Genomic DNA, 12,636 nt, shown 5'->3' on the forward strand with positions numbered 1-12,636 from the left:
GTCGCCGGCCGCCGCCCCGAGCAGGGCTTGCCAGCCGGTGGCGTTGGAAGTGCTGGCAGCGGGCGGCCGCGAGCGGCGCGGGTGGCGAGCCAGTCCAGGGCGAGGTCCAGATGGCGGTGCAGTAGTTCACCGTCCGGGCCCACCAGTGGCACTTCGCCTGTGAGTTCCTCACCTGGCTGCAGGCCGCCCATGACGCCGGCCGGGCCCCGGCCGCTCGGCGGGACCGGCGGGCGGACGGCCTCACGGAAGACGTTTGACAGGAAACTGATTAGGCGCCATATTACTTGCATGGCACAGCAGGACGCGGCGCACGGCGCCCCCAGTCTCGACCAGGCCCGCCGGCAGATCGCCCGGTACGGCCTCACGGCCGATCCGCAGGCGGTCCTGGTGGCGGCGCGACTCATGGCCGCGGGTGCCCGGCTCGGCCAGGCGGGGGAGGCGCACTTCGCGCGATTCGGCCTGTCCACCGGGCGCTACCGGCTGCTGGCCGACCTGGAGGACCACGGCGGCGAGAAGTCGCCCTCCCAGCTGGCCGCCAGTCTCGGCGTCTCACGGGCGACCGTGACCGGGCTGGTCGACGGCCTGGAGCGCGAGGGTCTGGTCGCCCGCCGGCCGGCGGTCGAGGACGGGCGGGGCAACGTGGTCATCCTGACCGCGCGCGGTGCCCAGCGCCTGCGCGAACTGGCCCCCGAGCACTACCGGCGGATGCAGGCGATGGTCGGCGGGCTCTCGCCCGAGGAGCGGGCGGTGTTCCTCGACCTGCTCGCCAGGCTGGTCGACGGCATGGACGCACTGACCGCCGACTGACACACGCCCCACGGCGGGTCGGCACGCTTCCCCAGGGTGCCGCCCGCCGCCTTTTTCACGGCCATATAGTTAGGCATCTAAGCATTAATAGTTAGCTACCTAATCACTTTGGAAGGTCCATGTCCACGAAACACCGATCAGCCGGCTCACCACCCCCGTTCGTCCTGTGGCGCGAGGTGCTGGTCGCCTACGCCATGCCGGCCGTCATGGCCGCGGCCGGCGGAGTGGCCAGCGGTCAGCCGCAGCTGGTGATCGCGGCCCTCACCACCATCGCCGGCACGTCGGCCGTGGTCGCCGGCGCCCTCGGCGCCAGGTTGCGGCGTCGTCCGGACGGCTCCTGGGCGGCCCGCGCGCCACGCCTGCCGCTGGCGGCCGGGGCGGGACTCGGTGCCGCCGTGCTCGCGGCCCTGCTCGGCTGGGCGGGCGCGCGCTGGCTGCCGGACGTTCCGGCGCTGGCCGGCAGCCCCTGGCCCGCCCGGCTCCGCCTCGACCTGCCGATCTCCGCCACCATCGCCGCGACCATGATCACCTGGCGCTGGCGCGGCACCCGCCGTCACCCCTGACGAACCCCCACCCATCCCGAAGGAACACGACATGATCGTCATCATGGGAGCATCCGGCGCCACCGGCGGTGCCACCCTGCGCAGTCTGACCGGCCTCGGCGTTCCGGCACGGGCGCTCAGCCGGGACCCGGACCGCCTGCTCGGAGGCCTGGACGGGCGCACCCGCCACCTCGTGGAGGCGGTGCCCGCCGACGCGGGCGACCCCGTATCCCTGCGCGCGGCGTTCCACGGCGCAAGGCAGCTCTTCCTCACCATGGCCAACGGCCCCCACCAGGTCGAGCACGAGCTGCGCGTCGTCGACCAGGCGCTGGCGGCAGGCATCGACCACATCGTCAAGGTGTCCGCCCCGGCCGCCGAACCGGACTCTCCCGTCGCCGTCTCGCGCGGCCACCACCGCATCGAACAGTACCTGCGGGCATCCGGCGTCACCGCGACGGTCCTGCGGCCCTACGCGTTCATGCAGAAGCTGCTCCTGCTCGCACCCGGTGTCGCCCACGCCGGCCTGATGCACGGAGCGATGGGCGACGCGCCCTGCAACTACATCGACTGCCGCGACATCGGCGACGCGGCGGCGGCCGTCCTCACCCGCCCCGAGCTCGCCGGCGGCACGTACCCGCTGACCGGTGGACGGGCGTACAGCTACCCCGAACTCACCGCCTTGCTGAGCGAGTTGATCGGCCGACCGGTCAACTACCTCGACCTGCCGCCGGCCCTGTTCCACGCGCACCTGGTGGAGCGGGCCGGGATGCCCGCCTGGCTGGCCGCCCATGTGGTGGAGATCCAGCAGCTCGCCGTGCTCCGCCCGGAGAGCCCGGACGACACCGCCACCCGGCTGACCGGGCGTGAGCCGCGCACCCTGGAGGCGTTCCTGCGCGAACACCTCGACGCCTTCCGCTGAGCCCGGACGCGCCCGTCCGCCGAGGCTCCGGGCCAGCCGGGCAGCCAGCCGGGCAGCCGGCCGGTGAGCAGGAACGCGGTGAACGGGCCACGCACCCGGGGATCGGCGGTGGCGGGGTCTCGAAGGTTCTGCAGCAGCAGGATGTTGCCGACGAACCCGTGCCTGCCCCGGACACGCGACAGACCAGGCCGGCCGCCAGCGGCCGGCCTGCGCACGTGCCAGCACCGGCCCGGCCAGACCGTCCCGGGCCGTGACCGTGAAGACACCGGTGTCGTCGATCCAGCGCTCCCCTCGCGGTGCCGTCCCCCGCGATGACCGCTGTAGGCCGCGGCCGTGCGGGCCCGCACCAGTGCGTTTGCGGGAGCGGAAGGTGTTGCGCGTGGTTCCGCCCGGGCCGCCGGCCACGGCTGTGGTGGCGCCAGTTTCAACCGGTCTCGCGCCGGGGACCGGTTCGGGTCCCCCGGCGCCGCCCAGGGGACCGGACTCCTCGAGATGGCGTGTTCGCGGCCGAAAGATCGCAGATCGCGGCCCTTTTCACCATCGCGCTCGGGGGCTAGCATTCCCGGCACGGCGGCCCACCACGGCACCACCGGGCCGCCGGCCAACGCAGCCACGCCGTGCCCCGGGGTGCCCCCGGCGTGCCCGGCCTGCCACGGCCGGGTTCCGCGGAACGCTTCTCCCGCGTTCCCCGGGGCCCGGCCGCCTGCGCCTCACCGACCCGGCTTCCGGGGCTGGGATGACTCTCCTGCCGCACGTGGGGGCGGCGGATGCTCACTCGATCTCATCCGTGTCGTCGGATTCTCATTCCGCTGGAGGCGGGCCGGGCGACTCCTCGATCGAGGTGGCGAAGCCCGCGCAGAGGAGGCGGATGCTGCGGAGGAACCCCGCGTCCCGGTCGAGGAGGGGCGTTCGCGCCACGATCGGCGGGAAGCGGGTCGGCGGGTCGGCGAAGTCCGTCGGCCGCACGCCCGCGCCCGGTCGCAGGGCTTGGCCCGGTGTGATCGGGGTGCCGGAGGTGGCGCTGTCCTCGGTCCGCGCGCTGCGGTGGGAGTGCGGCGGGGTGACGCCTTCGGTTACGCCTGGTTCCCGGTGGTCTGCGGTGCGGTGTAGAGGATGGTGCGGGGCTGTACGGTCAGGTGCCGCGGTGCGGTGGGCAGGTCGTGCTGGAGGGTGATCCGGTAGCGGATGGCCGTGTCACTGCCTTGGGTGAGGATGCGGCCGGTGAGCGGGATCCGGGTGTAGAGGGTGCCGGTCTGCGAGTCCAGGGCCGCGGGCTCCCAGTGCCGGGTTGCGTCGTCGAACCACTCCAGGCGGATGTCTTCGCTCTGGAGGTAGGGGCCGTGTTCGGGGGAGAGGACGAGGATCTGCTGGGCCTGGGCGAGGCGGGTGTCGCCGGCGTAGCGGACGGTGAACTCGTGCGGGCGGTGGTCGGCGGCGATCCGCTGGGCGGGCAGCGAGGCGATCCGGAGGCCGGTGTCGGCGGTGGCGGCGGATGACGACGACGGGTGCGAGGGCGCGGCCGCCGCGGGGACGGGGGCGGGGGCGGCCATGGCCTGGCCGGAGACGCCGAGGGCGGCGGCGCTGGCGAGGAGGAGGGAGATCGTCGCGGTGGCGGCCCGTCGCGTGGTCGTGCGGTTCATGTTTCTTCCTTCGGGGCTATCGGATGCCTGGCTGCGTTCGGCACAGGCCGGAGGAGGGGGCACTCCGTCGATCGAAGAGCGATGTTGAAACTTCAACCAACACCAACCACCGTATTGGCCGCGAATTCGAGCGTCAAGTGATGGAACGAAGTTGATGAAGTGAAGTAATCGTGATGAACCAGGGCGAGCTCGAACGGATTCGAGCCGGGCGCTTCACGAGGGGCGGGGACGGGGCCCGGGCGTGGTCGGGGCGGGTCGGTTCGCGCGTTCCAGGTCGGCGAGCAGGCGTTCGATGTCGGTGATCAGCGATCCGTAGACGTGCCAGGCGCCCGGTTCGGCCAGCGTGCCGTGCCTGATCTCTTCGGTCATCGTCCTGTGCCAGGTCGTGGCGTCGTCGATCGCGCGGCGCAGCGGCCCGCAGAAGCTGTCGAGACCGGGGCCGGCGGCATGCCCGGGGGCGGCGAACGACTCCATCGCCCGTTCCGCCGTTTCCAGGGTCGCCGCGTACCGGTCGAGGAAGAGTCGGTTCAGGTCGTGGCCGGTGGGCCGGTCGTCGACGGTGTCGGCCAGTGTCCGTGCGATGCCCCGGACCTGGAAGGAGACCCGGTGCAGGGCGCGCAGCGCCTTGCTGTGGTCCGTCGGCTCCTGTTGTCCGTGGACGATGCACCGCGTGTTCCAGCGCAGGCTCTCCTGGCTCTGGCGCAGGTCCTCCTCTGCCTGGAGTGCCAGGGCGTCGAGGCGTCTGCCCCGCTCGAGCCACAGGTGGGCGCGGTCGGCGTGCTGCCGTTCACGCAGTCCGCGGCCCATGTCGCCGAGCAGTTCTCCCATGGCCGCGGCGAGTTCGCGTACCGAGGCGTCGGAGGCGCCGAGGTGCACGGGCGGAAGGATGAGGGCGTTGACCGCGATGCCGGCGGCCGCGCCGGTGAGGGCGGCCAGGGTCAGGGTGATGACGTGGCCCACGGGGAAGGCCGTCGCCGCTGCCAGGGTGAGCGTCGCCGTCGAGGCGATCTGCAGGCGGCTGTCGGAGCCCCGGCGGCCTCCGGCGACCAGTGCGATGGCCGGGATCGCGGCGATGCTTCCCGCGGCTGGGCCGAGCAGCCACACGACGACCACGGCCAGTGACAGCCCCGCGGCCCGGGCGGCTACGCTGCGCAGCGCCTGCGTCACCGATCGGTAGATGGTCGGGGCGTTGACCATGGCCAGGGCGGTGGCCACGGCGAGGTACTGCTGGTGCCCGGGGAGCCACCACGACGCGGTCTGCCAGGCGAGGAGGGCCGCCATGAGTCCCTTGACACTGCGGGTGAGGGCGGTGGTCGACCATTCCGGGAGCGACAACCAGGGCGCACGCGGCAGCCGCAGGGTGCGGCTTGGCGCCTCCCGCCACCGGACGATGGCGGCCGGACGCGGCACGAAGGCCGGGGCTCTCATCTCTGTCCTCCTGCTCCGTCTACTGCTCACTTGTTGCGGCGGTGTCCCCGCCGGGGTCGTCGGGCCGCTGGCGGGAAGCGGCCAGGGCCTCAGGCAGTACCCGGCAGCAGCCGCGACAGCTCGGCGTCCAGGTCGTGGCCGTCGGTTTCCCGGCCGGCGGGTACCAGCCGGTAGGTGCGCTCCAGCCACTCGGCCACCCCGTGGAGCGGAGCCCGGAGCCAGGCGGTCCCCTCCCGCGAGGAGAGGGCGAGGTTCAGTACCTCCTCATGGCCGACCGCTCCGACTGCTCCCGGCCAGACCTGTACGTCCCCTTGCCCGCTGGGCCTGCGCAGGCCCTGCGCCAACAGGTCGCGGGCGAAGACCCAGAGGACCTGGCCGTCCCCGTCGGTATGGAAGACGATGCGTACGGCGAGCGGGTCGTGGGAGCGGTAGGACAGGAGGGTCGGCAGTGTGACCGGTTCCCCCGAGGGGAGCAGGAGTTCCATGTCGAGCATTTGATCTGCACAGCCGTTCACGGCATGACTCCCTGTGTGGGTGGCGTCCCCCTGACGGGCGGATGCGAGCGGCCCGGCCGTGGGCGCCGCCGCCCGGCCGGACGCCGGTGTCCGGCCGGGCGGCGGCGCGAGAGGGCGGCCGGGAGCCGCGCGGTGTGCCGGCACCGAACTGGGCGCACTCTCCCCCGAGTCGTCGCAGGTCAGCGGAAGACGTGCGGGTTGAACCCGTACACGTTGATGACCTGGATGATCTGCCAGCCGTTGTCCCACCGGTAGAACCGGTGGCCGTCGTAGCGGTACCGGTGGCCGTGGTCATTGCTGTACCAGTAGCTGCCCTGACGCTCCCAGGAGCGGTGGCCGTCCCAGCGGCTCGCGTGCCCGCCGCCGTAGCGGTCGAAGCGGTCGGAATGGTCGACCTCGTCATCGCGGACCTGGAAGGCCGCCGAGGAGACGGAGACGGTGGTGTCGTGGTGGACGGCCTGAAGCGGTGCGGCCGAGGCGGTGCCGCCTGCGAGCAGCAGCCCACCGAGCGTCGCGGCGAGCGCGGCGGCCGCGGTGGCGGCCCGGCGTCCGACGGACTTGTTCATGATCTTTCCTCCGTGATCGGCCCGGAGCCGTGGGGTGATGGCCCCGGGCGGCACCCCGCTGTGGTGGGGCAAGAACGACGCTACCGGAAACATGTTGAAAGTTGTACATTTTTGCTGTGGGGTATGTCATGCCCATCGGGAAGGCGGGGCAGGGAATACGGGGCGGGGATGACGAATCCGGCCGTTCGCAGCGGATCAGGCAAAGGCGTCATGGATCAGGACCGCGCACATCCGCACGCGGACCGGCCCGGCGCAAGCGTCGGTGGTCACCGTACGGTGTCAGGTCGTCGGCAGCGAGCACGAACAACTCCGCGAACACGTGCGGTTCCCCGAAATCGCCAACCGCGCACCCCGCCGGCCGTCGGCGAGATCCCCTCGTCCCCGGCCGGGGGGTACCTGCCCATGCCGACAGACGTTGATCACGGTATGAACATCCGTTTCACCGCCGCCGTCATTGGTACCGCGGCAGTCGTTGCAGCTCTGGCAGCGCCCGCTCACGCCGAGAAGCCGACTCCGCTGGCCACAGCGACTGCCGGATCGACCACCGTGACCACCGAAGCAGCCTGCTACAACCACGGCGATGCGCTCGCCGGCGACCTGCCGGAGGGGGCGCCCTACGGCGGCAAGCCGGGCTACCCGGGGCAGTGACCCGACGGTACCGGCGGCAGGCGGCCCGGACGCACCTCGGCCCCGGCTCCCCTCGTGGGGGGGCCGGGGCCGAATCGATTCTGCGACTCAGCGAGCGGTCAAGCCCGCTACGGCTGCCGCAGGATGACGACGACGAGGATCACCGCGGAGGTCAGGAATCCGAGCAGGACGCCCGCCACGGTGGGCGTCACCCGGTCCCGGAGCCGCTTCGCCGGCTTCACCCGCTGCGTCGGGTGCGTGCTGTACTCCCACCAGTTCACCAGTCGCTGGAAGTCCGTGTCGAAGTCCGCGGACGGGTACAGCCGGCTGGACTGGAGGCCCGGCAGCGAGCGGCGCCGCCCGTCGGTCAGGAAGACCCGCGCCGCGTACGCCATCGAGCCGTTGCTCCTGGTCTCCCGGACGTCGACCCATCGGATCTCCTGCCACGGGTACGTCCGGCCGCGCCCGAAACCCCAGCAGACGCTGACACCATCGGCGCCGACCCGGCTCCAGGAGCGCCAACTCAGGACGGCGGCCGGCACGCAGAGCGCGACGGTCACGAGGACCATCCAGAACGTGGGCCAGGCGCCGAGGTTCATCCCGCCGAAGACGAGCTGGGCCGTGAGCACGAGGAGGAGCGGGAGGAAGTTCGACCACGAAGGACGGAACAGGTCTTTCCCCCGGAAGATCAGTTCGTTCACAGGCGCACACTACGCCCGAGCCCAGGTCCGGACCAGGGGGTTTCACGGTTTCCGTGCGGTGGGCGGGAGACCGGCGGACCGGCCGGCGGCGACGGGCGGACGGCCCCACCGCGAACGCGTCGGCCGCCGACGTCTTGCCAGCGGACCGGACCCCTCCCTACCGTCGAATGGCGCAAGCTGACAGACCGTCTCACAACCCGTCGTGCCACCCCCACGAAGGAGCGACGATGTCCAGGACAGGTCCCCGGCGCCGACTCGGCGTCCGATCCCTCTGCACCCTCGCGGTCGCGCTCGGCCTGCTCGCCCCGGCCGCCGCCACCAGCAGCGCCGCCCCCGGAGCCACCCCGGCGCTACGGGAGGTGATGTTCGTCGGCAACAACTGGGACGGCACCGCCGACGTGATCGAATCCTCCGGCGCCCTCAGCAAGGTCGGACGGATCGACGTCATCCCCGACAAGGACCAGCGGCTCGCCGAGATCTACCTCAACCCCGTCAAGCTCGGCTACTTCCTCGGCATCAGGCTCGGCCCCGGTGAGGGCCACGACCAGTTCGTCGACGACATGTACAGCACGCCGGACGGCACCGCCGTGGTCGTCTCCCGGCCCAGCTTCGCCGACGTGGTCTCCCTCGACCTCGCCACCGGGCGGGTCAACTGGCGCTTCCCTGTGGCGGGTTACCGCGCCGACCACATGGCGCTCTCGCCCGACGGCACCCGGGTGGCGGTCTCCGCCTCCACCGCCAACACCGTGCACGTCCTGGACGTCCGCACCGGCGCCGAACTCGGCTCGTTCCGCACCGGGGACAAGCCGCACGAGAACATCTTCACCGACGGCGGCCGGCAGCTGTGGAACATGTCCATCGGCAACGTCGAAACCGCCCTGGACGCGCCCTGGTTGGACTGGACGAAGGGCGACCGGCACATCACCGTCGTCGACGCGGCCACCCTCACCCCGATCCGCGAGATCGACATGCGCAAGCGCCTCGACGACGCCGGCCTCGGCGGCCTCTCCAACGCCGTCCGGCCCGCCGTCTTCTCCCCGGACGGCACCCGGCTCTACTTCCAGGTGTCCTTCTTCAACGGATTCCTGGAGTACGACGTGGCCGCCGACCGGATCACCCGGGTGAAGACCCTCCCGGTCGACCCGGCCGCCAGTACCGACCGCACCACCTGGCCCAACGACTCCCGCCACCACGGCCTGTCGATGAGCCCGTCGGGCGACCGGATCTGCGTCGCGGGCACCGTGGACGACTACGCGACGGTGGTCGACCGCGCCACCCTCCAGGAGGGGCCGCTGGTGCCCGCGTCCAAACCGTACTGGGCGACGGTGAGCGGGGACGGCAAGTCCTGTCTGATCTCGGAGAGCGGCGCGGACCAGGTCACCGCCATCGACTTCGCGACCGGCCGCAAGACCGCCTCGGTCGCCGTCGGCCGCCACCCCCAGCGTGTCCGCCTCGGCCACGTCCCCACCGGCTGGACCGGGCCCACGAGGCCGTAGCGTGCCGAGCCCGTGGCGGAGCGTCCGTCCTCTTCGGCGTGGCGGCGCGTTCGTCCCGGGCCCCGGTGAACTCGGGCGGGGGCAGGACGTGGAGCGCGTCGGCGATCGCCTCGAAGTCGGGCGGCTCGGCCACGTCATGGGACCTCACGCCGGGCCGCCCGCCGGGCCTGCCGGGGCGGTCCGCCTGGGACTCCGGTCGGGGGACACGGAGTTCCCGTCGGGGCGGGCGGGTCGTTGACCCGTCGTGGCTGACGGGACGGACAGTCGACCTCTGCACCGCCGCCGGCGTCTCGGGCCGGCACCTGCGCCGCGACCGCATCCTCGACGAGGCCCGCCACACCGGCGACCCGGTCCACCTCATGCACCCCGTGGGGCAGAGATACCGGGCCCGAGGCACTCAGGCCAGGTGGAGCCGTCACACGATCAGCGACAGAGCCCGGAATTTTCCACCCCTGTGGTCACGATTCCCCAAGGGGAAGCCGGTCGTGGACGTGCGCGGGAGCGCCCGGTGTCACCGCTGGGCGCAAGGATCCCCCGGGCCGCGGCAGAGGGGGATCTCACACCGTTGTCGGCGTGGCTCGCAGGCCGCCGAGCAATGCGGCCAGGTAGCGGTGCGCGGTGTCGATCCGGTCTGCGGGGGCGCTGCCGTGTACGTCTACGGCGTAGGCGATGCCGCACATGAGCGGGACCAGATCGGCTGCGGCCAGGTCGGGGCGGACCGCCCCGGCGGCGCGGGCCCGGTCGAGGAGTGCGGTGCCTGTGGACCACAGGGACTCCTTGAGTTCCGTGGTGCGCGGCAGGGCGTCGACGGAAGCGGCGGCGACCGGCGCCACGGAGGCGTCGGTGACCTGCGCCTCGACGGTGCGGGTCAGGAAGCTCTCCAGCGCCCGCCAGGCGTCGGTGTCGGCCAGCGCCTGCCTGCCGTGGGCGGCCAGGGCCTCCAGGCAGGGGGTGGCGACCGCCTCCAGGAGCGCCTCGGGCGTGGCGAAGTGGCGGTAGACGGTTCCGACTCCGAGTCCGGCGCGGCGGGCGACGTCGTTGAGCTGCAACGGCGTGCCCTGGTCGACCAGCTCGCGGGCGACGGCCACGATCCGCTCCCAGTTGCGGGCCGCGTCCTTGCGCAGGGGTGTCGTCGTCATGGGGACATGCTAATCGGATGGCTCATCCGGATGGCCCCGTCGCCCGTGCGAGGCCGGGCCCGGTACGGGCGACGGGGCCACGAGGGGCGCGTACTGCCGGCTGAGTCGGCGCACGGCATCGGTGACGCGGGGGTCGGTGGCCGTGCGCAATGGCGCCGCCGGGCGCGCCGTGGCGCCGATGACGATGCCGGTCCGGCCCGCCAGGGACTCGTCGGTGGCGGCGATGATGGAGGGCTTTGCGGCCTCGGATGCCGGGCCCGCGGTGGAGCGTTCGAACTTGCGGCGCACGAGCGGCCACAGCAGCCGCAGGGCCGGTGAGACGATCTTCGGGTCGGTCAGGGTGCCGTTGGTCATGTCGGTCGCGGCGCCTCCGGGGTCGGCGGCGAAGACCGAGACGCCCGTACCGTCAAGCCGCGACGCCAGGTCGAGCGTGTAGGCGAGGTTCGCGAGCTTGGCGCGGCCGTACCAGTGGAAGCCGTAGTAGCCGCCGGGCGGCTCGACGGAGTCGAACACCCGCTTGGCGACACCGACCGCCCCCGAGGTCACGTTCACGATCCTGCTCGGCGCACCGGCCGTGAGCGTGGGCAGCAGCAGTTCCGTCAGCAGGTACGGCGAAAGGTGGTTGACGACGAACGACGCCTCAACGCCGTCCAGCTCCTGTCGATCCGCGAACATCGCCCCGACGTTGTTCACCAGCACGGTCAGCGGATCGCCGGAGGTGGCGTGGTCGTCGGCTATCCGGCCGGCGAGCGCGCGCACGCCGTCGAGCGAGCCGAGGTCGGCGGGCAGGAACCGGCCAGGGCGCGCCGGATTCACCGCGTTGATCCGGTCGACCGCCCGGGCGCCTCGGTCGGCGCTGCGCCCGACCACGGTGACCGCGAATCCGGCGGCGGCCAGTCCCAGAGCCGTCTCCAAGCCGATGCCGGCGGTCCCGGCCGTGACCACGGCTGTCTTCCTCATGCGTTCCTCCAGTCCGGTGATTCGGATAGGTCATCCGCTTAATGGCGACGATAGCACAATCGGATGGCTTATCCGCTTGTGGTGGCAGGCGAGGTCCTGCCGCCCGCGCCGAAGCCCCCGCGAGCACCCAGGCCCCGGAGCCCCAAGGAGCGCGGGTGCGGCGCTGCCGCAGCGACGGTCGTCTCACGAGGCGGCGTGGACATCGAGCGGGCACCTGGGGAATTGCGTGACGTCGCACGGGGCAGAGTTCCTCCTCCGTGCGGTGGTTCACCGCCTGGCGCAGCTTGCGGCCGACGAGCCGGCGAGAGCCGCCGGCGTGGTGGCATACGGCTCTGGGGGGCACCTTCAGGAGGGCCGCGAGCAGGCCGATCGCCCGCCGGGTGGTCTCCTCCGGGCTGAACCGGTAGTCCATACCCAGCGGACCGTCGGCGTACCGCTCCAGCAGCACCAGAAGCCGTGTCTGGACGGTGCGCAGCTCTGCCGCCGGGCAGTTGCCAGCTGTCGGCGGGGTGGGCCTGGCGGGGCACTGTGGTCTTCTTCGTCGTCGTCATGGCGCCACCCTGGCCGAGGCCGGCTGTGGACAGCCGGGCGCACTGTCACAGACCAACGCGGCCACTACGAGTTGCTCGGGGCCGGGCCGGGCCGGGCCCCCCGGGGTCCCGGGGGCAGCGTCGTGGCGGATTCACGCGTCGTCCCCCGAGCGTCGCGGTCAGCCGGTCACGGCCCAGACCGTACGCGGCGCAGCCAGTTCGGGACGGCCACGGGTGCCGCGGCGAGCAGGAACAGGTCCGTGCTCGCCGGGGTGCCTGCCGCGATGGTCTCGAGGACGAACCTCGCCACGCCCGTGTCGACGATTTCGCCCGCGCCGGCGGCGGCGAGGCCCGTCGGGGGGTGTGGGGCCGGGTCAATCCGTTGCCGCAGGCCAATCCGGTCCGTGGACGATGAGCTGGTTCTGCTCTCCGTCGAAGGTGTCAGCCAGGACGTCGGCTTCCCTCCGGTGCCCTTCGAAGAGACCCCGCTGGTCGACGTGCACGACCAGGATGTCGTGGCTGTCGATCACCTCGGAGATGCCCCGGGTCTCGATCGTGTCCGACCACGCGTCCAAATTCCGGCCGAACCACTCCGGCAACCCGCAGGGCTCGCTCACTGCGTCCCAGAAGTCGTTCAGTGTCTCGATCTGCCGGCCCCGAAGGTCGACGATCAGCTCGTTGTCCGTCATCCCGGCAGAGTAGCGAGCCAACTGCCAGTCAAGAGACAGGCCGTAGACCGACTCCGGGTGACCATGTCAACCAGATC

At 72.2% G+C, this 12,636-nt stretch carries 12 protein-coding genes; 4 read left to right on the forward strand and 8 right to left on the reverse strand.

Features of this window, described 5'->3' with window-relative positions; genetic code table 11:
* Nucleotides 1-288 precede the first annotated feature (288 nt).
* The 3 genes from BOQ63_RS03405 to BOQ63_RS03415 all read left to right on the forward strand — a co-directional run bounded on the left by BOQ63_RS03405 (nt 289) and on the right by BOQ63_RS03415 (nt 2,268).
* A complete protein-coding gene (locus BOQ63_RS03405; protein WP_030555244.1) occupies nt 289-807 on the forward strand; it encodes a MarR family winged helix-turn-helix transcriptional regulator in 519 nt (172 codons plus the stop codon).
* Nucleotides 808-926: 119 nt separating this feature from the next.
* Complete coding sequence (locus tag BOQ63_RS03410; RefSeq protein WP_360334195.1) at nt 927-1,370, forward strand: hypothetical protein; 444 nt, start codon at nt 927-929, stop codon at nt 1,368-1,370.
* Between the two features lie 31 nt (nt 1,371-1,401).
* Entirely contained in the window at nt 1,402-2,268 is an 867-nt protein-coding gene (locus BOQ63_RS03415; RefSeq protein WP_030555247.1) for an NmrA family NAD(P)-binding protein, read from the forward strand.
* Between the two features lie 1,073 nt (nt 2,269-3,341).
* Here BOQ63_RS03415 and BOQ63_RS03420 read toward each other — a convergent pair.
* The 5 genes from BOQ63_RS03420 to BOQ63_RS03440 form a co-directional block, all read right to left on the reverse strand.
* The gene (locus tag BOQ63_RS03420; RefSeq protein WP_072653351.1) at nt 3,342-3,908 is read right to left on the reverse strand and encodes a hypothetical protein; all 567 of its coding nucleotides are present in this window, start codon (nt 3,906-3,908) and stop codon (nt 3,342-3,344) included.
* A 213-nt stretch (nt 3,909-4,121) separates the two neighbouring features.
* Nucleotides 4,122-5,336: an aromatic acid exporter family protein gene (locus BOQ63_RS03425; protein ID WP_030555254.1), complete on the reverse strand. Its 1,215-nt coding sequence runs from the start codon at nt 5,334-5,336 to the stop codon at nt 4,122-4,124.
* Nucleotides 5,337-5,425: 89 nt separating this feature from the next.
* Nucleotides 5,426-5,821, reverse strand: a complete 396-nt coding sequence (locus tag BOQ63_RS03430; protein ID WP_359795419.1) for an SsgA family sporulation/cell division regulator — start codon at nt 5,819-5,821, stop codon at nt 5,426-5,428.
* Nucleotides 5,822-6,030: 209 nt separating this feature from the next.
* Nucleotides 6,031-6,417 carry a hypothetical protein gene (locus tag BOQ63_RS03435; RefSeq protein WP_072653353.1) on the reverse strand — a complete coding sequence of 129 codons (387 nt, stop codon included), beginning with the start codon at nt 6,415-6,417 and terminating at the stop codon, nt 6,031-6,033.
* 755 nt (nt 6,418-7,172) lie between these two features.
* On the reverse strand, nt 7,173-7,745 hold the full coding sequence (locus BOQ63_RS03440) for a PH domain-containing protein (RefSeq protein ID WP_072653354.1): 573 nt from the start codon (nt 7,743-7,745) through the stop codon (nt 7,173-7,175).
* A 227-nt stretch (nt 7,746-7,972) separates the two neighbouring features.
* Between BOQ63_RS03440 and BOQ63_RS03445 the strand changes: the two genes are divergently transcribed.
* On the forward strand, nt 7,973-9,241 hold the full coding sequence (locus BOQ63_RS03445; protein ID WP_072653355.1) for a YncE family protein: 1,269 nt from the start codon (nt 7,973-7,975) through the stop codon (nt 9,239-9,241).
* Nucleotides 9,242-9,798: 557 nt separating this feature from the next.
* On the opposite strand, the gene BOQ63_RS03450 is transcribed toward BOQ63_RS03445, so the two are convergent.
* From BOQ63_RS03450 to BOQ63_RS03460, 3 genes are all read right to left on the reverse strand, one after another.
* Nucleotides 9,799-10,380 carry a TetR/AcrR family transcriptional regulator gene (locus BOQ63_RS03450; protein ID WP_033355760.1) on the reverse strand — a complete coding sequence of 194 codons (582 nt, stop codon included), beginning with the start codon at nt 10,378-10,380 and terminating at the stop codon, nt 9,799-9,801.
* 9 nt (nt 10,381-10,389) lie between these two features.
* The gene (locus tag BOQ63_RS03455) at nt 10,390-11,340 is read right to left on the reverse strand and encodes an SDR family NAD(P)-dependent oxidoreductase (RefSeq protein ID WP_079183383.1); all 951 of its coding nucleotides are present in this window, start codon (nt 11,338-11,340) and stop codon (nt 10,390-10,392) included.
* A 904-nt stretch (nt 11,341-12,244) separates the two neighbouring features.
* On the reverse strand, nt 12,245-12,559 hold the full coding sequence (locus tag BOQ63_RS03460) for a barstar family protein (protein WP_030555268.1): 315 nt from the start codon (nt 12,557-12,559) through the stop codon (nt 12,245-12,247).
* Nucleotides 12,560-12,636 lie beyond the last annotated feature (77 nt).

It is taken from the genome of Streptomyces viridifaciens, assembly GCF_001888885.2.
Taxonomy (GTDB): domain Bacteria; phylum Actinomycetota; class Actinomycetes; order Streptomycetales; family Streptomycetaceae; genus Kitasatospora; species Kitasatospora aureofaciens.

Bases quoted from the DNA above. Each gene is read 5' to 3' on its own strand.
- BOQ63_RS03405 (WP_030555244.1), top strand. From the start codon at position 289: ATGGCACAGCAGGACGCGGCGCACGGCGCCCCCAGTCTCGACCAGGCC.
- BOQ63_RS03410 (WP_360334195.1), top strand. From the start codon at position 927: ATGTCCACGAAACACCGATCAGCCGGCTCACCACCCCCGTTCGTCCTG.
- BOQ63_RS03415 (WP_030555247.1), top strand. From the start codon at position 1,402: ATGATCGTCATCATGGGAGCATCCGGCGCCACCGGCGGTGCCACCCTG.
- BOQ63_RS03420 (WP_072653351.1), bottom strand. From the start codon at position 3,908: ATGAACCGCACGACCACGCGACGGGCCGCCACCGCGACGATCTCCCTC.
- BOQ63_RS03425 (WP_030555254.1), bottom strand. From the start codon at position 5,336: ATGAGAGCCCCGGCCTTCGTGCCGCGTCCGGCCGCCATCGTCCGGTGG.
- BOQ63_RS03430 (WP_359795419.1), bottom strand. From the start codon at position 5,821: ATGGAACTCCTGCTCCCCTCGGGGGAACCGGTCACACTGCCGACCCTC.
- BOQ63_RS03435 (WP_072653353.1), bottom strand. From the start codon at position 6,417: ATGAACAAGTCCGTCGGACGCCGGGCCGCCACCGCGGCCGCCGCGCTC.
- BOQ63_RS03445 (WP_072653355.1), top strand. From the start codon at position 7,973: ATGTCCAGGACAGGTCCCCGGCGCCGACTCGGCGTCCGATCCCTCTGC.
- BOQ63_RS03450 (WP_033355760.1), bottom strand. From the start codon at position 10,380: ATGACGACGACACCCCTGCGCAAGGACGCGGCCCGCAACTGGGAGCGG.
- BOQ63_RS03455 (WP_079183383.1), bottom strand. From the start codon at position 11,340: ATGAGGAAGACAGCCGTGGTCACGGCCGGGACCGCCGGCATCGGCTTG.
- BOQ63_RS03460 (WP_030555268.1), bottom strand. From the start codon at position 12,559: ATGACGGACAACGAGCTGATCGTCGACCTTCGGGGCCGGCAGATCGAG.